General features: G+C 69.5%; 12 protein-coding genes and 3 pseudogenes. 7 read left to right on the top strand and 8 right to left on the bottom strand.

What is annotated here, in order from left to right; translation table 11 throughout:
* Positions 1–89 precede the first annotated feature (89 nt).
* Together ASG40_RS05075 and ASG40_RS21010 are read left to right on the top strand one after the other, a co-directional pair.
* Entirely contained in the window at positions 90–902 is an 813-nt protein-coding gene (locus ASG40_RS05075) for an IS5 family transposase (protein WP_055881819.1), read from the top strand.
* Positions 903–1,088: 186 nt separating this feature from the next.
* Positions 1,089–1,174 (top strand): annotated as a pseudogene (locus ASG40_RS21010) (IS5/IS1182 family transposase); the annotation flags it as partial.
* A 483-nt stretch (positions 1,175–1,657) separates the two neighbouring features.
* On the opposite strand, the pseudogene ASG40_RS20250 reads toward ASG40_RS21010, so the two are convergent.
* Positions 1,658–2,416, bottom strand: a pseudogene (locus tag ASG40_RS20250) (IS5 family transposase).
* A 292-nt stretch (positions 2,417–2,708) separates the two neighbouring features.
* Between ASG40_RS20250 and ASG40_RS05090 the strand changes: the two are divergent.
* Positions 2,709–4,332, top strand: a pseudogene (locus ASG40_RS05090) (ISL3 family transposase).
* Positions 4,333–4,423: 91 nt separating this feature from the next.
* Here ASG40_RS05090 and ASG40_RS05095 read toward each other — a convergent pair.
* From ASG40_RS05095 to aspS, 3 genes are all read right to left on the bottom strand, one after another.
* Positions 4,424–5,749 carry a TAXI family TRAP transporter solute-binding subunit gene (locus ASG40_RS05095; protein ID WP_055881828.1) on the bottom strand — a complete coding sequence of 442 codons (1,326 nt, stop codon included), beginning with the start codon at positions 5,747–5,749 and terminating at the stop codon, positions 4,424–4,426.
* 113 nt (positions 5,750–5,862) lie between these two features.
* The gene (locus ASG40_RS05100) at positions 5,863–6,735 is read right to left on the bottom strand and encodes a glycosyltransferase family 2 protein (protein WP_156387564.1); all 873 of its coding nucleotides are present in this window, start codon (positions 6,733–6,735) and stop codon (positions 5,863–5,865) included.
* Positions 6,736–6,957: 222 nt separating this feature from the next.
* Positions 6,958–8,772, bottom strand: a complete 1,815-nt coding sequence (gene aspS, locus ASG40_RS05105; RefSeq protein WP_055882068.1) for an aspartate--tRNA ligase — start codon at positions 8,770–8,772, stop codon at positions 6,958–6,960.
* Positions 8,773–9,025: 253 nt separating this feature from the next.
* On the opposite strand from aspS, the gene ASG40_RS05110 reads away from it, so the two are divergent.
* The 3 genes from ASG40_RS05110 to rnd all read left to right on the top strand — a co-directional run bounded on the left by ASG40_RS05110 (position 9,026) and on the right by rnd (position 11,954).
* Positions 9,026–9,658, top strand: a complete 633-nt coding sequence (locus tag ASG40_RS05110; RefSeq protein WP_055881833.1) for a hypothetical protein — start codon at positions 9,026–9,028, stop codon at positions 9,656–9,658.
* A gap of 13 nt (positions 9,659–9,671) precedes the next feature.
* On the top strand, positions 9,672–10,667 hold the full coding sequence (locus tag ASG40_RS05115; RefSeq protein WP_055881836.1) for a lipase family protein: 996 nt from the start codon (positions 9,672–9,674) through the stop codon (positions 10,665–10,667).
* A gap of 132 nt (positions 10,668–10,799) precedes the next feature.
* Positions 10,800–11,954: a ribonuclease D gene (gene rnd / locus ASG40_RS05120; RefSeq protein WP_055881842.1), complete on the top strand. Its 1,155-nt coding sequence runs from the start codon at positions 10,800–10,802 to the stop codon at positions 11,952–11,954.
* 69 nt (positions 11,955–12,023) lie between these two features.
* Here the strand turns inward: rnd and ASG40_RS05125 are convergent, their stop codons facing one another.
* Together ASG40_RS05125 and ASG40_RS05130 are read right to left on the bottom strand one after the other, a co-directional pair.
* Positions 12,024–13,979 carry a hypothetical protein gene (locus tag ASG40_RS05125; protein ID WP_055881845.1) on the bottom strand — a complete coding sequence of 652 codons (1,956 nt, stop codon included), beginning with the start codon at positions 13,977–13,979 and terminating at the stop codon, positions 12,024–12,026.
* A gap of 101 nt (positions 13,980–14,080) precedes the next feature.
* On the bottom strand, positions 14,081–14,413 hold the full coding sequence (locus ASG40_RS05130) for a HesB/IscA family protein (protein ID WP_055881848.1): 333 nt from the start codon (positions 14,411–14,413) through the stop codon (positions 14,081–14,083).
* 301 nt (positions 14,414–14,714) lie between these two features.
* Between ASG40_RS05130 and ASG40_RS05135 the strand changes: the two genes are divergently transcribed.
* On the top strand, positions 14,715–15,977 hold the full coding sequence (locus ASG40_RS05135) for a deoxyguanosinetriphosphate triphosphohydrolase (RefSeq protein WP_055881850.1): 1,263 nt from the start codon (positions 14,715–14,717) through the stop codon (positions 15,975–15,977).
* A 106-nt stretch (positions 15,978–16,083) separates the two neighbouring features.
* Here ASG40_RS05135 and ASG40_RS05140 read toward each other — a convergent pair whose 3' ends face one another.
* Together ASG40_RS05140 and ASG40_RS05145 are read right to left on the bottom strand one after the other, a co-directional pair.
* Positions 16,084–16,785 carry a L,D-transpeptidase gene (locus tag ASG40_RS05140; protein ID WP_055881853.1) on the bottom strand — a complete coding sequence of 234 codons (702 nt, stop codon included), beginning with the start codon at positions 16,783–16,785 and terminating at the stop codon, positions 16,084–16,086.
* A gap of 361 nt (positions 16,786–17,146) precedes the next feature.
* Positions 17,147–17,713, bottom strand: a complete 567-nt coding sequence (locus ASG40_RS05145; protein WP_082523917.1) for a hypothetical protein — start codon at positions 17,711–17,713, stop codon at positions 17,147–17,149.
* Between the last annotated feature and the right edge of the window lie 267 nt (positions 17,714–17,980).

Below are 17,980 nucleotides of genomic sequence, written 5' to 3' on the forward strand. Positions count from 1 at the left end.
CAGAGCCCGTCCGATAATGTCCGGCCGGGGTTGAGTGGCCGGGATGGCGGTGATTCCAGAAGGGTGCTGAAGCCTCATCTGGACGTGCCATGTGGACCCCGACCACTCGCCGGCAGCATAGCCGTGCGCGCTTGCGCTACGAAACCGACCTGACGGATACGGAATGGGCGGTGATCGCGCCCATGATGCCAGAGCCTGCCTCGCGCGGTCGCCCGCCCGTCTGGACCATGCGGGAGGTACTGAACGCGATCTTCTACGTGCTGCGCTGCGGGATCGCGTGGCGGCTGATCCCAAAGGATCTCCCTCCGCGCAGCACGACCTTCGGCTACTTCAGCCGCTGGCGGGACGAGGGATTGTTCGGGCGGATCAACCACGCCCTGGTTATGGCCGACCGGGAGCGGGCCGGTCGCGAGGCGTCGCCGACGGCGGCCGTGCTCGATAGCCAGAGCGTGAAGACCACCGAGAGCGGCGGCCCGCGCGGCTACGACGCTGGAAAGAAGGTCAAAGGCCGCAAGCGTCAGGCGCTCGTCGATACGGACGGACGCGCCCTCGTCCTCGATCCGCAGCCCGCCAGCATTCAGGATCGCGATGGAGCCGGACCGGTGCTATGCCTGTCGCGTCGCACTTTCCCGTTCATCGTCAGAGCCTTCGCCGATGCAGGCTATGCGGGTGACAGGCCGGCCACGGCCACGATCATCACCGTCGACATCGTGCGCAAACCCAAGGATCAGGTCGGGTTTGCCGTGCATCCGCGCCGGTGGGTGGTCGAGCGCTTCTTCGGATGGATCAGCCGCAACCGACGCCTCTGGAAGCACCCGGAAGCGACCCTCGCCTCCGCACAAGCCTTCCTCTACGCCGCCGCCGTCATGATCCTCGTCCGAAGGCTGGCGCAAGCATCATGACTTATCGGACAGACTCTTAGTCAAGCAAACCAATTTGGTATGAGTACAAGGCCAACAAGGCCGATTGGCTCGATGGCCGCTGGTCCGGCTCGACGTTGTTCACGGTGGTGGGGCAGCCGTAGAGGCCCATGTTGGCGGGGAAGGGCGGCTTGAGGCGCGGCATCCCCTTTGGCGTGTTCCGGCCGNCGGAAGCGACCCTCGCCTCCGCACAAGCCTTCCTCTACGCCGCCGCCGTCATGATCCTCGTCCGAAGGCTGGCGCAAGCATCATGACTTATCGGACAGACTCTTAGTCAAGCAAACCAATTTGGTATGAGCGCTAGTTTACGGTCATTCTAAGCCTTTAATAAGGATAGATGCTATTTTTAACAACATTTAACAAACGAACGGACGGCTTTTGCTCTGTGGTAGGCGAATAATGGTGCAACGGTGGATAAGATATGCTGGAAAATGGGTCTGTTCGAATTACCGTTTTACCGTCGGACGAACAGTTCGTTATCATGGTGTGTAGCCATAATGCGCCAGCTCCAAAACGAACAGACACCTCGAAGAACCGCGTGATGGAGGGGTTTGGCTGTCAATTTGACGCCGCCTTCAGCTTTGGCGTGCTTGGACAGACTTTCTTGCGATCAGACTGTGGTCGTGAACGCGTTTGGGGCGCCTTCCCAAGCTTGTCTCAGGCTGTCACCGGCCGGGTTTCGATCCAGAGGAAGCGCTCGAGGTTTTAGGCGAGGTTAGGGCCTGTCATCGCTTGAGCTAATCGAGGGTGGCTGCGAGGCAGAGGACGCCCATAAAGCTGCCGGCGGTTTTCTCATATCGGGTAGCGATGGCGCGCCACTCTTTAAGCCTGGCCCAGAGGCGCTCGACCTGATTGCGGTTGTTGTAGATCCAATCCGGGCAAGCGACAGGTGCCTCGTGTCGTTGAGGCGGGATCGCGGGCCGCGCGCCCATGTTCCAGATGTGCTCGCGGAAGGCGTGGCTGGTGTAGCCCCGGTCGCCCACGACCCACTTGGGCACGCCGGGAAGCTGGTCGAGGAGAGGGAACGGCGTGAGGCAGTTCATGAGCCTGCCCCGGTGCCAGCCGGAAGGCGATGGCGCGGCCCTGCCCGTCGGCGATCACGCACGCCTTGGTGCCATAGCCGCCACGCGATCGGCCAAGCGCTTCACGATGATCTCGCTCGGCCGCAGATCCCCCCTTTTGGCAGCTCCCGCCGCCTTTTGGTGCGCCCGCACGTTCGTGCCGTCGAGAAACACTATCCCGAGTTGGACGCCGCGCTCCTGCACGAGGCTGAAAAGTCGCTCCCAGACGCCGGCACGGGACCAGCGGATGAAGATCTGGGCGGCCCGCCACCACGGACCCAGATCCTCCGGAATAGCCCGCCATTTGGCCCCGTTCTGATGCCGCCAGAGGATCGCCGAGAGCGTGCGTTGCAGGTCCTGCGGCGGCGTCTTCGCCTTGGGCCGGCACGCCTCGACCAAGGGCTCCAGTTCAGACCATTGCGCGTCGCTCAGCATCGTCCCTCCTGCATCAGTGAGACGAAAACACAAGACAAGCCAATCCGTTCAAGCGACAACAGGCCCTAGATATTAATCCCGGGGTTTAATGGTGCAATCTTCACGCCCGAGTGGAGGGACGCGCTATGGGCCAGGTTCTTCACGGCAGCGCCACGACGACTGAGGCGGTCCGTCGAGCGATCCAGCATAGTCAAACGAGCCTGAGTGATCCTTCCCCGATTTCACGGGTCTCCCGCAGTTTGCGTGGAAAGGTCACGGCGACGCGGTGTCGATGGGCTGATTCACGGTTGGGATGATTCTGTCTTCATCCCTGCCGGGCTGCGTCGTCGACCAAGTCATCCGCCGCTCCGGTCATCTCATCATCGTCGCCCATGTTCGCCAGGATCGTGGGCGCTGTCCCAACTGCGGCGCGCCAAACTCTGCCGTCCATAGCCGATACGTCCGGCATCCTGCCGATCTTCCGAGTTTCGGCGAGGCCGTGACGCTGCGACTGAAGGTTCGCCGCTTCTACTGCCATCATCGCGCCTGCAGACGGCGCACGTTCGTCGAATCGCTGCCGCGTCTTCTCCCACCACGGGCACGACGTACCGGTCGGCTCGCCAGAGTGCAGGCTCGGGTGGGTCTCGCGTTGGGGGGCAAAGCTGGCGCTCGCCTTGCCAGGCATCTGGCGATGGCCACGAGCCCCGATACAGTGTTGCGCCTCGTACACGGCATGAAGCTACCGCCGACCGGTCCGCTGCGGGCGGTGGGAATCGACGACTAGGCGATCCGCAAGGGCCAGACTTACGGCACGCTCATCGTCGATCTCGACCGGCGACGTCCGATCGACCTGCTGCCGGACCGATCCAGCACGACCGTGGCCGCGTGGCTGCGTCGTCATCCCGATATCGCGGTCATCACGCGCGACCGCTCGTCCGAATACGCGCGTGCAGCGACCATGGGCGCTCCTGCAGCCCTTCAGGTCGCCGACCGCTGGCATCTCCTCCACAACCTGCGCCAAGCCGTTGAGCGCTGGCTCGCCCACGTCCATGGACGCTTGCGACGTCTGCCGAGCCTTGCCGTCGGAGATGGGCGACGGCTGGGACAGCGCCTGCGCGCCTACCGCCGGAGCGATGCCGAGATTGCCGTGAGCTGCGACAGCCGCGCCCGACGTCTGGCCGCCTACGAGGACGTGCGTCGGCGCTCCCAGGCCGGTGAGACCTTGCTGGCGATTGCCCGGGCGACGGGCCTCGCTCGCGGGACGGTGCGCAAGTATGCCCAGGCCGAGAGCTTTCCGGAACGCGCAACACGTCGCCCCGGCCCCAGCCGCCTCGACCCCTATCTGGCGAATCTGGAGCAGCGGATGACCGAGGGGTGCGAGAACGCGATGGAGCTCTGGCGCGAGCTCCGCGAGGGGGGCTTTGCCGGCACGCACCGGCAGGTTCACCGCTTCGTCGCCGAGCACCGCCCGTAAATGGATGGCACGAACGGTACCGCCGGCCACGGAAGCGATCCTTCTTCCATCTCCCAAGCAACTCGCCTGGTTCCTGACCCAGCCCGTCGAGTCCCTCACGCCCTATGCCGCCGCCGCCATTGGCCGGATCGAGCAGGACCCGGAGGCGGCCCGGCTCCGTGTACTAGCACAGCGCTTCGCTGCCCTGGTGCGTGGCTGCTGTGCCGATGGCAGCCGGCCTTCGGATCCCGCCGGCGAACTCGACATCTGGCTCGACGCGGCGCGTCTCAGTGACATACCGGCTCTCGAAACGTTCGCGGCCGGCCTGGAGCGGGACAGAACGGCGGTGCGCGCCGCATTGACGACGTCGTGGAGCAACGGTCAGGCGGAGGGCCAGATCAGCAGACTGAAGATGCTTAAGCGGACCATGTACGGACGCGCCGGCTTCCCTCTCCTTCGACGCCGCGTACTACTCGCTGCGTAATCCACGCAAACTGCGGGAGAACCGAAACCTGGGGAGGATCAAGAAAACCTCGGCTTCACCTGCGCCATCGCACCAGCGGAACCAGTTACATTTAGCCCACCTGCATCGGCGCCAGCGCCCGTGCCACGGTCGAGCGGGCCGCGTCGAGGGCGACGCTGGCGGCGGTCATCGTGCGCGGGTCGGTGGGGCGGCGCAGGGCGTGGCGGGCGATGCTGGCGGCGAGATCGTCGATCTCGGCCGCCATCGCCCGCAGCCGGTCGGCCTCGGTGCTGCGCCGGGCCAGGGAGCGGATTTCGAGGAGGCGCTGCGTGGCGACCTCGACGCGGTGCCGGCGCAGGCGCGACAGGCGCTGGCGCAGCCAGGCGCCGGCCGAGCCGATGCCGCCGCCGAAGATGGCGACGAGGTAGATCCACGATTCGTAGCGTTCGATGAAGCTCTCCTGCTCGCGCTCGTAGTAGTCGAGGGCGCCGGGATGGATCGGCAGGCGCGCGCTCACCGCCGCGGCGGTGGTCTCGTAGGCGGGCGGGAGCAGGCTCTCGGCGACGGGCACGGCCTCGGCGAGGCCGGCGCGCATCTCGAAGAGGTGCTGGGTCACCTCGGCCGCGCGGCTGCGCGACAGGTCCGAGCGCGCCATCAGGCGGTAGGACGGCCCGACGGTGGCGACCTCCTCGGCCGGCAGGCGCGGCCGGCCTCCGTAGAGCCCGGCCGGGACCGTGACGGCCTGGAGCTTGGGGTGGCGCGCCAGGATCGCGGCCGCGTCGGACACCCCGAACAGGACCGCCTCGCGGTCGGGCCCCGCGTCCTGCACCGCCTGCACGATCCGGCGCGCGGCCGGCGTCGTGGGCGTCGTCACCAGGACGAGGGCGTCGATCCGGCTCCCCGTGAAGGCGGCGGTCACCTCGCTCTCCTCCAGGGGAACGAGGACGACGGCCCCGGCCGGGGCCTCGGGGCCGAGGCCGGCACTGTCGAGGACCGCCTCGATCAGCGCCCGGTCGGCGGTCCGGCGGGCGAGGAGGCCGAGGCGCTTTCCGGCCAGATCGGGCATCGCCGCGATGCCGGAGGAGGCGGGTGTCGCCACCAGGATCGCCTGCTCGCGCAGGATCGCGAGGGTGAGGCCGTCGCGGGGCATCGTCACGTCCGGCCTGACCACGGCCAGATCGACCCGCTTCTCCTGGAGCGCCTCGGCGCTCTCGCGCACCCCGTCGAAGGGGACGATCGTCAGGCGCACGCCGCTGCCGCGCTGGGCCAGGGCGGCGGCGTAGGCGCGCAGCAGCGCCGGTTCGGTTCCGCCGGCCGGCGCCACGGCGATGGTCAGCGTCGTGGCGCGCGACCAGTAGAACAGCGCCCCCCCGGCGGCGGCGAGCAGGACGGCGAGGGCGAGGAACCAGATCTCGCGCCGCGCCCAAGGGTTGGTCATTCGCTCCACGGGGTCCTTCCTCCGCCGCCCCTGCGCCGGATCGGGTGTAGGTGGGGCCGCCGGGGGCGTCCCGCGAGGCCGGGCCGGCGAGCGGCCGATCACGAAAGGGACTTTCAGCGATCCAGGCCCTCTCGAGCCAGGGCGGTCTGCCCGCGCAGGGCCGCGAGCGCGCCGGCCGCCGAGCCGGCATAGCGTTCGATCAGCGGGCGGCGCAGGCTCAGGGCCGCCAGGGCGGCCTTGGGCGCGTTCACCGCCAGCATGCGCGGGGAGGGGTCCGGCAGGCCGTATTTTCGCGACACGTAGGCGCGCGACCAGGCCTGGTGCCAGCGGGTGCGGAACACCCGGCCGGTCGCGGGCGCCGAGGAGCGCCCGCGACCGTGCAGGGCTTGCGCGCCGTGGACGTGGACGAGGGCGCGGCCGGTGTCGGCCACCCGCCGGCACAGGTCGTCGTCCTCGTAGAACAGGAAGATGTCGGGATCGAACCCGCCGAGATCCAGGAACAGGTCGCGCGCCACCATCAGGCAGGCCCCCGACAGGAAGGGCGCGCAGGCGTCGCCTTCGGGCAGGGCGAGCCTGCCATGGGGATTGGTGAGATAGGGGGCGAGCAGCGAGCGCGGCTGGTAGAAGAACCGCCCGTCGGGCTCCACGAGGCGCGGCGCCAGGAGACCGGCATCGGGATAGGCTCTGGCCGCAGCCAGCAGCGCGTCGACGGCCCCGGGCCGCAGCACCACGTCGGGATTGAGCATGAGGACCCGCTCGGCCCGCTCCGCGGCGCGCACGCCGATGGTGTTGGCGCGGCCGAACCCCTCGTTGCGGGCGTTGCGCAGCACCCGCGCCCCGGCCGCCTCCGCGACCGCCACGGACGCGTCGCGGCTGGCGTTGTCGACCACGACCGCCGGCACGTGCTCGGCCGCCAGGGCGCCGAGGCAGGCGGGCAGGGCCTCCGCACTGTCATGGGTCACGACGATGGCGACGAGGGAGGACACGGGTGACGCTATCGGGACGGGAGGGATCGGGCGCGCCCGCTATCTGCACACCGTCGATCAGATCGGGCAAGGCCGACGTGAGCCGGGGAAAGGGGCCTCTCGCGTCGGCGGCGGATCGGGAAAGGCGATCCCTCGGTCATCCGAAGAGGTGACGATCCCCCCTCCCGCCTCGCATCCGCGAGGCAGCCTCCCTCGCAGAGGGGGAGGGAGGCGTATCGCGTCTCACCCCTGCTTCTCGGGCAGGTTGAGCCGGATGTGCAGCTCGCGCAACTGCTTGGGCGTCGCCTCGGCCGGCGCGCCCATCATCAGGTCCTCGGCGCGCTGGTTCATGGGGAACAGCACCACCTCGCGCAGGTTCTGCTCGCCGCACAGCAGCATGACGATGCGGTCGATCCCCGGCGCGATGCCGCCGTGCGGGGGTGCGCCGAGCTTGAGCGCGTTGAGCATGCCGCCGAACTTCTCCTCGAGCACGTCCTGGCCGTAGCCGGCGAGACCGAAGGCCTTCTCCATCACCTCGGGGCGATGGTTGCGGATGGCGCCGGACGAGAGCTCGGTGCCGTTGCAGACGATGTCGTACTGGAACGCCTTGATGCCGAGGATCGTCTCGGACTCGCTCGGGTCGAGCGCCAGGAATGCCTCCCGGTCGAAGTTCGGCATCGAGAACGGGTTGTGGGAGAAGTCGATCTTCTTGTCGTCCTCGTTCCACTCGTACATCGGGAAGTCGGTGATCCAGCAGAACGCGAACTGGTCCTTGTCGGAGAGGTTCAGCTCGTCCGCGATCCGGTTGCGGGCCTTGCCGGCCAGCGCCGCCGCCTTGGCCTCGGTACCGGCCGAGAAGAACACCGCGTCGCCGGCCCCGGTGCCGGTCTTGGCGGCGATCAGCGCCAGCACCTCGGCCGGGATGAACTTGGCGATGGGGCCCTTGCCGGCGAGCGCACCGTCGACGTCCTCGAAGACGACGTAGCCGAGGCCGGGCGCGCCCTCGGCGCGGGCAAAGTCGTTGAGCTTGTCGAAGAACGAGCGCGGCTGGGTCGCCGCCCCCGTGGCCGGGATCGCCCGGACCTTGCCGCCCGATGCGATCACGCCCTTGAAGGCCTTGAAGGCGACGTCCTCGCGCGAAAACTCCTCGGTCACGTCGGCGATGACCAGCGGGTTGCGCAGGTCCGGCTTGTCGACGCCGTACTTCAGCATCGCCTCGGCGTAGGGGATGCGCGGGAACGCCTGCGTGACGCGCTTGCCTTGCGCGAACTCCTCGAACACCGAGCGCAGCACCGGCTCCACCGACTGGAACACGTCCTCCTGCGTGACGAAGCTCATCTCGATGTCGAGCTGGTAGAACTCGCCCGGGCTGCGGTCGGCCCGCGCGTCCTCGTCGCGAAAGCACGGCGCGATCTGGAAGTAGCGGTCGAAGCCGGCGATCATCGTCAGCTGCTTGAACTGCTGGGGCGCCTGCGGCAGCGCGTAGAATTTTCCGGGGTGCACGCGGGACGGGACGAGGTAGTCGCGCGCGCCCTCAGGGCTGGATGCCGTAAGGATCGGCGTCTGAAATTCGAAAAAGCCGCCCTCGCGCATGCGGCGGCGCAAGGAATCGATGATCGCGCCGCGCTTCATGATGTTGGCGTGCAGCTTGTCGCGGCGCAGATCCAGGAAGCGGTACTTGAGCCGCGTTTCCTCCGGATACTCCTGGTCGCCGAAGACCGGCACCGGCAGTTCGCCGGCGGGCCCGAGCACTTCGAGGTCGTCGATGTAGACCTCGATGGTGCCGGTGGGCAGGTCGGGGTTCTCAGTGCCGGCGGGCCGGGTCCGCACGCGCCCGTCTATGCGGATCACCCACTCCGAGCGTGCGAGATTCGCGCCCTTGAAGGCCTTCGAGTCGGAATCGACCACGCATTGCGTGAGCCCGTAGTGGTCGCGCAGATCGATGAACAGCACGCCGCCGTGGTCGCGGATGCGGTGGCACCAGCCGGACAGGCGGATGCTCGCGCCGACGTCGGACGGGCGGAGCGCCCCGCAGGTATGGGTCCGATAACGGTGCATGACGGGCTGCATGACGGCCTCTTGGGAATGAGGGCCGCACCATTCACGCGAGGGGGGTGAAGTCAAGTTTGCGGCCTCCGCTTCGGGGGTCGCCGCGCCGGGCAGGTCGATCGCGGCGATGCGTCGCGAGGCCACCCGAAAAACACACGCCATGACTGAATACGTCTTGATAGAATCAATCTGAGATTATACAACCTGCGGGCGATATTCGGTCGGGAGCCGCCGCTGCTCGATCCTGCGGAGAGGTGACGCCATGCTGATCGTCGAGAACCCCCACGCATCGACGACGCTGCCGGACGATCTGCTGACGTCGGAGGACGCCTTCAATGCGGTGAAGTCCCTGACCGCGGTCCCCTACACCGTCCCGTTCGAGGTCTTGGGCGAGCCGATCGTTCCCGGCCTCACGCAAGTCCCCCTGGTGCTCCAGGGCACCTTCATCCAGATCACCAACACGGCAACCAGCGGCTCCGCGTCGATCCAGCTGAGCTACAGACCGACGGTGCCGTTCATACTGTCGGCCTCCGGCGGCACGATCAACCTCGCGGCAAACCTGGTCTATTACGATCTTACGATTTACGATCAGACGTTTGCTTTCACAAAATCGCCATCGAATCCGAACCTCTTTTATACGATCCCCGCGAACCAAACCTTGATCGTCGGGGTGCAATACGTCTCGACAGGTCTCAGCCTGGCCTCTCGATCCGGTGCGGTGACCGAATCGGCCGGGAACCGCGGCATCGTATCCCTGCTTCCATCGGGCGGCTCCACGTTCCTGGCGACCGCGACCGTGCGGCAGTTCTTCGTGAACCAGAACGCTCCCCTCGCGCCGATCGCGGCCGCCGCCTATTCGGTGCCCATCGGCGGAGGGGGCGTGATCGTCGGCTGAGGCGGGTTGGGCCATGTCTGCCTCGACCGCCGAACTGATGACGCTGGCCGGAATCGCCTACGGCGACCCGGCCGCGATCCCGGGCTATCTCGCCCGGGACCCGCTCACGGCCGGCGACTGGACCGTCGCCTGGATCGCGGCACCGCCCGATCCGCCGGTGAACTTCGCCTATCTCGCCCGCAGCACCGCCACCGGCGCCTGCGTGCTGGCGATCCGCGGCACCTACCCGAACCCGTTCTCGCCCGCCTATTGGGAGGACGGTGACGAGGACAGCCCGTTCGGCGACATGGTCTCCTGGCCCGGCGCGCCGGAGGCCCGGGTATCCGCCGGGACGGCCAAGGGCCTCGCCACCCTCCAGGGGCTCACCGATGCCGCCGGGACGACGCTGGCGGCGGCCGTCGGCGCCCTGCCGCCGGAGGCCGCCCTCACCGTGACGGGCCACAGCCTGGGTGGCACCCTGGCCCCGGTGGTGGCCCTGTGGCTGAGCGGGGAGGGGCTGGCGGGCAGGCTGCCGCCGCGGCCGGTCTCGGCCTGCAGCTTTGCCGGGATGACGCCGGGCAATGCCGCCTTCGCCGCCCTGTTCGGGCCGGGCACGGCCCTCGACGGCCGGGTGACGCGCTGCTTCAACACCCTCGACACCGTCGCCTACGGCTGGGACCGGGTCTTGGCCACCCACGATTTCTACGAGCCTTCGCCCAAGGGCGGGGCGGTGGTCGCGGCGATGCTCCTGGCCACCGCGGCCCGGCTGGCGCTCGGGGGCTACGACTACGCCCCCGTGGGCACGCCCCTGGCCCTGACGGGGACCGTCCGGCCGCCCGCCATCGGGTGCGACCTCGTCGCCTACGTGTTCGAGAACTTGCACCAGCACCTGCCGGACACCTACCTCACGCTGCTGGGCGCCCCGTTGCTGCCCTTCACCCTCGGCTTCGGCAGCGTCGTCCTCCCACGCGACCACCCCCACGCGGAACGGGGACCGACGCCGCGCTGGCCGACCTATCACCTGGCGTGACCAGGACTCGCTTGTCGTGACGAGGACGCACCCGACGTGAGGGGGCGCCGTCTGAGGAAGGAGGGGGCCGGGGTCGGATAACCGCGCGGGCCGATCTCGCCGCGGGCCTAAACCTCGGATATAGCCGATTTCATGGACCTGATCTCGACCACGCACGACCTCGCCGAGGCCTGCACCCGCTTTTCCGCCATGCCGTTCGTGACCGTGGACACCGAGTTCATGCGCGAGACGACCTATTACCCGAAGCTCTGCCTCATCCAGATGGCGGGGCCGGACGGGTCGGGCGTGCTGGTCGACCCGCTCTCGCCCGACCTCGACCTGGCGCCGTTCTTCGCGCTGATGGCGCACGAGGGCGTGGTCAAGGTGTTCCACTCGGCCCGCCAGGACCTCGAGATCATCTGGCTGCTCGGCGGGCTCCTGCCGCAGCCGTTCTTCGACACCCAGGTGGCCGCCATGGTCTGCGGCTACGGCGACTCGGTCTCCTACGAGCAGCTCGTCAACGACGTGGCCAAGGCCAAGATCGACAAGTCCTCGCGCTTCACCGACTGGTCGCGTCGGCCCCTCTCGGACGCCCAGCTTTCCTATGCGCTCTCGGACGTCACGCACCTCGTCAAGGTCTACGAGGTCCTGGCGGGCCAGCTCTTGTCGACCGATCGCGGCGAATGGCTCGACGAGGAGATGAGCGTCCTCACCTCGCCCGAGACCTACAAGGCCGACCCCGCTCTGGCCTGGCGCCGCCTGTCGGGGCGCATGCGCAAGCCCCGCGAGATCGCGGTGCTGATGGAGGTCGCCGCCTGGCGCGAGCGCGAGGCGCAGAGCCGCAACGTGCCGCGCGGGCGCATCCTCAAGGACGAGGCGGTGATCGACGTCGCCACCTCCGCCCCGCGCAACGTCGAGGCGCTGGGGCGCCTGCGCTCGATTCCCGCCGGCTTCGAGCGCTCGCGCACGGGAGCCGACATCCTCGCCGCGGTGGAGCGCGGCTTCCTGCGCGACACCGCCGAGATCCCGGTGGCGGCCGAGCGCAGCCGCGGGCGGGGCGGCAACGGGGCGCTGGTCGAACTCCTCAAGGTGCTACTCAAGGCGGTGTGCGAGGCCGAGCGGGTGGCGCCCAAGATCGTGGCCACCATCGAGGACCTCGAGGCGCTGGCCGAAGACGACAACGCCGACGTGCCGGTGCTCACCGGCTGGCGCCACGCCCTGTTCGGCGAAAAGGCGCTCGCCCTCAAGGCCGGCCGCCTCGCGCTCTCGGCCGAGCGCGGGCGGGTGGTGGTGCGCGAGCTGACCTGACCGAAGGGGAGGCCTCCACTCCCGCCTCGCATCCGGCGCCTCCCACGAGGAAGGCGGGTTCAAAAACCCTCAGTTCGCCTTGGCGGTCACGTCCAACCGATCCAGGACCGCGCCGGGGTTCGGGGCGGCGCTGAAGTCGATGACGCCGAGGCCCGTCCCGTTCTTGGGGCGGGCGCTGAGGAACAGGCGGCCGGGCTTGGCCACGAACTGCGCCATCGCGGTGCCGATCGCCTTGGCGTTGGCCGAGCCGCCGAGGATGGCGGGCACGCCGAAGGCGCTCGCGGTGGCGTATTCCTGGGTCAGCTCCTCGGGCTTGAGGCTCAGCACCTTCGACTGGGCGGTGATGAAGCGCTCGAACAGGCCGGTGTTCTCGATGGTGAGGTCGAGGGCCTTGGCGGTGGCCGAGAGCCAGGCGTAGCCCGAGACCGCCGCATCCGCGTCGAACACCTCCGGCCCGATGCCGCCCACCGTGCCGTTGAGGCGCAGCGTGCCCATCTCCTTGCCGGAGACCGAGATCTCGCGGACCTTGAGTTCGCGCGCCGCCTCGTCCCAGGAGGATTCGGCCACCGCATCGAGGTCGAGGTCGCGGTAGCCGTACTGGCCGAGCGAACCGAGGCCGGGGATGCCGGCCACGGCGGCCGAGGGCAGGGTGAGCCCCGACAGGCTGAGCCGGCCGGCGGTGGGCACCCCGTCCTTGGGCGTGCCGAAGCTCATGGTGGCGTCGCGCAGGCCGACATGGGCGGCGGGCAGGACGACCGGCGCAGGGACGGGCGAGGGGGGAACGGGCGAGGGAGCGGGCATCGCCGGCGGGCCGGCGCGCAGGTCCCCGCCGAGGCCGGGAGGCCTGTCGACCGGGACCCTGTCGACCGGGACCCTGGCGGCGGCCGGCGGAGGCTCGGCGGGCACGGTCTCGGCCGGCAGGTCGATGGCGACGTTCTGCACCGCCAGGGTGCCGATGGTGGGGGTGAGCCGGCGCAGATCGTCGTCGGAGGGCGGCGTCGTGAGCGCGGAGAGCCGGCGCAGGGCGGCGACGGTCGGTGCCAGCGAGAAGCCCGAGAGCGAGAGCCGCCCGATCCGGGAGCGGGCGCCGCCGCCCGAAAAGCCGATGTCCTCGAAGCTGGCGCCGGCCGCCCCCATGGTGAAACGGGCAATGCTGAGGTCGACCGCCTTGTCCCTGGTCTCCTGCAGGCTGAGGCCCGTGGCCTCGAGGGCGCCGATCGCGACGGAGTCGACGAGGTCGGCCGCCATCCCGGTCAGCCGGGCCCGCTCGGCCGGGGACATCGTGTCGAGGGCCTCCCTGTCGAGGTCGAGCCCGGTGAGGGATTGGAACGCGCCGGCCCAGGTCGCCGGCGTCTGGCGGCCGCTCATGTCGCGGCCCTCGATGCGGGCGATCCGGAGGGCCGTGCCGCGGTCGTCGACATAGGCGACGTCGCTGAGCGAGACCACACCGTAGATCCGCTGCATGGCGCCCTTGCCGTCGCCCGGCTCGCCGTACAGGCGCGACAGGGTGACGAGGTCGACGTCGCGGGCCTCGATGCGGCCGTAGGTGCCGGTGCCAGTGCGCGGCCCGCCCGTCACCGAGACGGAGGCGCCCGAGGCGGTCAATTCGGCGATGCGCCCGGCCCGGACGTCCTTGGCGACCACGTCGCGGTAGACCACGCCCTGGCGGGCGGGGCCGCCCTCGACATAGGACACGCGCAGTTCGGGGATCGTCAGGCTGGCGGCGTCGAGGCGGGCGAGGCGGGCCGGCCAGGGCGCCCCGGGGCCCGGCTTGAGCAGGGCGACGACGTCGTCCTTCGACAGGCGGGTGCCGCTCACCGTCAGGCGCGGCGCGGTGAGGACGGTGCCGCCCAGCGGCAGCACCACGTCCTGGAGCGTGACGTCCTGCACCGCGGAGGCCGCCTCCTGGGCGACGGCGGGCGACAGGACGCCGTGGAGGCCGGGCCCGGCGCCCATCAGGGCGATCAGGCAGACCGAGAGCCCCGCGGCCCGCGTCAGGTTCGGGCGGGCCTTCCAACAGGTCATGGGCGTATCCGGATCGCTGGCGGGGAAAACCGTGAGCCTCGAGGCCGCGCCATCCCTGCCGCGTTTTGCAGGGCGAGGCAATCGCGGGCGGTCCGATCCCGTCAGAGCGAGAACGAGGTGCCGCAGCCGCAGGAGGCGGTGGCCTGGGGGTTCTCGATCTTGAACGACTGGCCGATGAGGTCGTTGACGAAGTCGATGGTGGCGCCGCTCATGTATTCCAGCGAGACCGGGTCGACCAGCACCGTGGCGCCGTCGCGCTCGATGGCGACGTCGTCGCCGGCGCGGGTGCGCTCCACGTCGAAGGCGTAGGAGAAGCCCGAGCAGCCGCCGCCGTTGACGCTGATGCGCAGGGAGGCGCCCGGAGGCTCGGCCCCCATGATCTCGTTGATGCGCTTTGCGGCGCGGGGGGTGAGGGTGATCTCAGGACTCGTCATGCTCGGGTTCCGGTCCATCGTTGTCGGCGCAGGTGATTGCCGTGGCCGGTGATTGCCGTGGCCGGCGCCGCACACAAGATATGAGGTGCGGATGCGCGCCGCAACGCGGCGGATGCGGTAGCCGGATGCCAACGGACGAATCCGATGACCCTGGGTTGCCGAGCCTCAGGCGCCGGCGGCCGCATCCGCGGCCTTGGCTTTCGCCTTCGCTCGACGCCTTGGAGGACCGATGTCCTCCAAGGCCCGCTTCGCGGGGCGCTCTTCGCGCCCGGACCATCGAAATCGGGTTTCACCCGCCGGCATGAAGGAACGCGACGTGCGGCACAACGGGGAACGCTGGCGGGCGCCCTACGCGACCGACCCGGCCGCCACGCGCGGGCGCCTGATCCCAGAGCCGGCCTCGGCGACGCGCAGCGACTTCCAGCGCGACCGCGACCGCATCATCCACGCGAGCGCGTTCCGGCGCCTCAAGCACAAGACCCAGGTCTTCGTGCACCACGAAGGCGACCATTACCGCACCCGGCTCACGCACACCCTCGAGGTCAGCCAGGTCGCGCGGGCGCTGGCGCGGGCGCTCGGCCTCGACGAGGACCTGGCCGAGGCGCTGGCGCTGAGCCACGACCTCGGCCACACCTGCTTCGGGCACACCGGCGAGGACGCGCTGGATCTGGCCATGGCCGCGCACGGCGGCTTCGACCACAACGCCCAGGCGTTGCGCATCGTCACCCGGCTGGAGCGACGCTACGCCGGCTTCGACGGGCTCAACCTCGCCTGGGAAACCCTGGAAGGCCTCGTCAAGCACAACGGCCCCCTGCTCGGGCCGGACGGCCGGCCGACCCCGCGCTGGGCGGAGCGCGGCATCCCGGCGGCGATCCTCGACTACAATGCCCTCAACGACCTCGACCTGTCGCGCTTTGCCGGGCCGGAGGCGCAAGCGGCGGCCATCGCCGACGACATCGCCTACGATTCCCACGACCTCGACGACGGCCTGCGCGCCGGCCTGTTCGATCTCGGCGAGCTCGACGCGGTACCGTTCCTGGCCGGCCTCCTCGACGAGATCGACGTCCTCCATCCGAACCTGGAGCCATCGCGAAAGATCCACGAACTGGCGCGGCGCGTCATCACCCGCTTCGTGGAGGACGTGATCGGCGAGAGCCGCCGCCGGATCGCGGCCCTTGGCCCGCGCTCGGTGGAGGACATCCGCGGGGCGCGCGAGGCCGTGGTGGCGTTCTCGCCCGCGACGGTGGAGGCGGACGCGCAGATCAAGACGTTCCTTTTCGCGCGGATGTACCGCCACCCCGGCGTGCTCAGCGTTCGCGCCAAGGCCGACGTCATCGTCGCCGACCTGTTTGCCGCCTTCACCGCCGACCCCGCCGCGATGCCCGAGGAATGGCGCGCCGGCCTCGACGACGCCACCCCGAGCCGCCTCGCCCGGCGCGTGGCCGACTACATCGCCGGCATGACCGACACCTACGCGGTCCTCGCCCACCGCCGGTTGTTCGCCACGACGCCCGACCTGCATTGGGGTGGGATGGATCGGGGGTTGCCGCTGGCCGAGGGGTGAGGATGGCCCCAGCGCCCCCGCCTCGCTCCGACCGGTCGAAAGCGCCACGCTCCGGCGCGAAACCATCCGCGCCGGAACGAGGCTTTCGCGTGCGCGGGCAGGACGACTACGCGGGCAGGACGACCACCTTCGTCTTGACCTGCGTTCGTGCGTAGAGGTCGATCATGTCCTGGCTGAGCAGGCCGACACAGCCACTGGTGATGCCCGTGCCGATCGTCTCGGGATCGCTCGAGGCGTAGATCGTGTAGAGCGTATAGGCGCCGTTCTGGTAGAGATGGAGGGTGCGGGCGCCGAGCGGATTGTCGAGGCCGCCCGGCATGCCGCGGGCGTATTTGGCGGCCTCGGGCTGACGCCGGATCATTTCCTTGGGGGGCGTCCAGGTCGCCCATTCGGACTTGCGACCGACATAGGCGTCGCCACTCCACAAGAACCCATCGCGGCCGACGTTGGCGCCGTAGCGGGTGGCGGTCCCATCGCCCTCGATGCGGTAGACGTAGAAGTTGCCCGGATCGACGACGATCGTGCCCGGCGCCTCCTTGGACTCGTAGCGAACCGTCCGGCGATAGTACTTCGGGTCGACCTTGCTGACATCGGCCGCCGGGATCGGGAATTTTTCGTTCGGCAGCGGCCCGTAGATCTTCGCCGCCTCGGCGAGGAGCATGCCGTCGGAGGTCGCGCAACCGGCCAGCCCCATCGCGCCAAACCCGACGGCCGAGCCGGCCACGAAGGACCGGCGGCTGAGAAGCCCGGCCCGACGCCCGAGCGGAGCGGCCTCATCCCCCTCGGCAGTCCCACCGTCCATCGTCATGATCCCGGAACTCCCATGTCCTGCGGGCCGATGCGGCAACGCGCCGACAGACACCCATCGAGCGTATTGCCAAGCTGAGATTGCGGGTCCCCAGCTCGTCAGGCAAGCCCGGCTCTCACGTCGTGACGCTGGCTGTCCATCGAGGCCGGCACCGTCAGGGAGAGCGAGTGGCCCGACGTGCGCCAGCGTCAAAGACAAGAGACACTTCGCAGGATCGGCAACGCCCTCGAGACCGCATCAATATTCGGGACCCGGAAGCAGGCGGAATACGTCGAGAGTGAGGCCACGATCTCCCGGCGTCCGAGATCGGTCGGCGATAGACCGCCCCTCGAACCCTGGAAAGCTCGACCCGACGCCCCCCTCAATGCGGCACCCCCTCCCGCCCCGCCTCCAGCTGCCGCGCCAGTTCGAACCCGATCTCCATCATCAGGTCGTCCACCGCGGCGCAGAGGCCGGGCTGGCGCAAGTCGGCGCAGAGGATGCGCAGCGCGATGGCGTGTTCGGCCATGCGGTTGACGATGGCCTGGGGCTCGGGGTCCTCGTCCGGCCCGAAGGCCAGCGCGATGCCGTCGCCCTGGCGGGGCTGGCCGAGGGGGTCGCGGGCGACGCGGCCGCGCAGGCTCACCCGTGTCGCCCCGTCCCGGGCCCGCAGGGTCAGGTCGAAGGGGCCGCCGCGCTCGGCCGCCGCCTCGAAGGCCGCCTGGATCCGGGCCCGGCCGGCGCGGTGCAGGGCCGCCACGAAGGCGGCGAGGGGGAGCCCGCGCGTCGCCGCCTCCGGCGCCAGGCCGAGCCGGCGGGCCACAGGGGCGGAGACGGCGATCAGGGCCTTGGGCACGTCGTAGCGCCAGGTGCCGACGACGCCGGAGGCCTTCAGGGCCGACCGGAGGTCCGGCAGGGCTCGCGAGGGTCGCCGAAGGGAAGCCGCCATGGTCGATCCGCGATGGGTGCCGCGCCTGAGGTCCCGGCGCTCACAGTAGCGATACCTGAGGTTGATATCGATGCGCACCCGGTGACCAGGCCGGGTGGTAGAGCTATCGATATCAACGGGATGAGGGAAGGGGTCTCGGATCGCCTTCTGCCGGAAAAGCAACTTCACATTGTTATTGCGGCATCCCGCCGCGTCCTGGCCGAAGCGCCGGCGTTAACGACCCGTTAACCACGATGACCCAGACCCGGATCAGGTCATCCTTGCATC

Origin of the sequence: Methylobacterium sp. Leaf399 (assembly GCF_001424525.1) — a bacterium.
Lineage (GTDB): Bacteria > Pseudomonadota > Alphaproteobacteria > Rhizobiales > Beijerinckiaceae > Methylobacterium.

Coding starts and splice junctions, on each gene's coding strand:
- ASG40_RS05095 (WP_055881828.1), bottom strand. CDS start 5,749: ATGACCAACCCTTGGGCGCGGCGCGAGATCTGGTTCCTCGCCCTCGCC.
- rnd (WP_055881842.1), top strand. CDS start 10,800: ATGGACCTGATCTCGACCACGCACGACCTCGCCGAGGCCTGCACCCGC.
- ASG40_RS05140 (WP_055881853.1), bottom strand. CDS start 16,785: ATGACGATGGACGGTGGGACTGCCGAGGGGGATGAGGCCGCTCCGCTC.
- ASG40_RS05125 (WP_055881845.1), bottom strand. CDS start 13,979: ATGACCTGTTGGAAGGCCCGCCCGAACCTGACGCGGGCCGCGGGGCTC.
- ASG40_RS05110 (WP_055881833.1), top strand. CDS start 9,026: ATGCTGATCGTCGAGAACCCCCACGCATCGACGACGCTGCCGGACGAT.
- ASG40_RS05145 (WP_082523917.1), bottom strand. CDS start 17,713: ATGGCGGCTTCCCTTCGGCGACCCTCGCGAGCCCTGCCGGACCTCCGG.
- ASG40_RS05135 (WP_055881850.1), top strand. CDS start 14,715: ATGAAGGAACGCGACGTGCGGCACAACGGGGAACGCTGGCGGGCGCCC.
- aspS (WP_055882068.1), bottom strand. CDS start 8,772: ATGCACCGTTATCGGACCCATACCTGCGGGGCGCTCCGCCCGTCCGAC.
- ASG40_RS05130 (WP_055881848.1), bottom strand. CDS start 14,413: ATGACGAGTCCTGAGATCACCCTCACCCCCCGCGCCGCAAAGCGCATC.
- ASG40_RS05115 (WP_055881836.1), top strand. CDS start 9,672: ATGTCTGCCTCGACCGCCGAACTGATGACGCTGGCCGGAATCGCCTAC.
- ASG40_RS05075 (WP_055881819.1), top strand. CDS start 90: ATGTGGACCCCGACCACTCGCCGGCAGCATAGCCGTGCGCGCTTGCGC.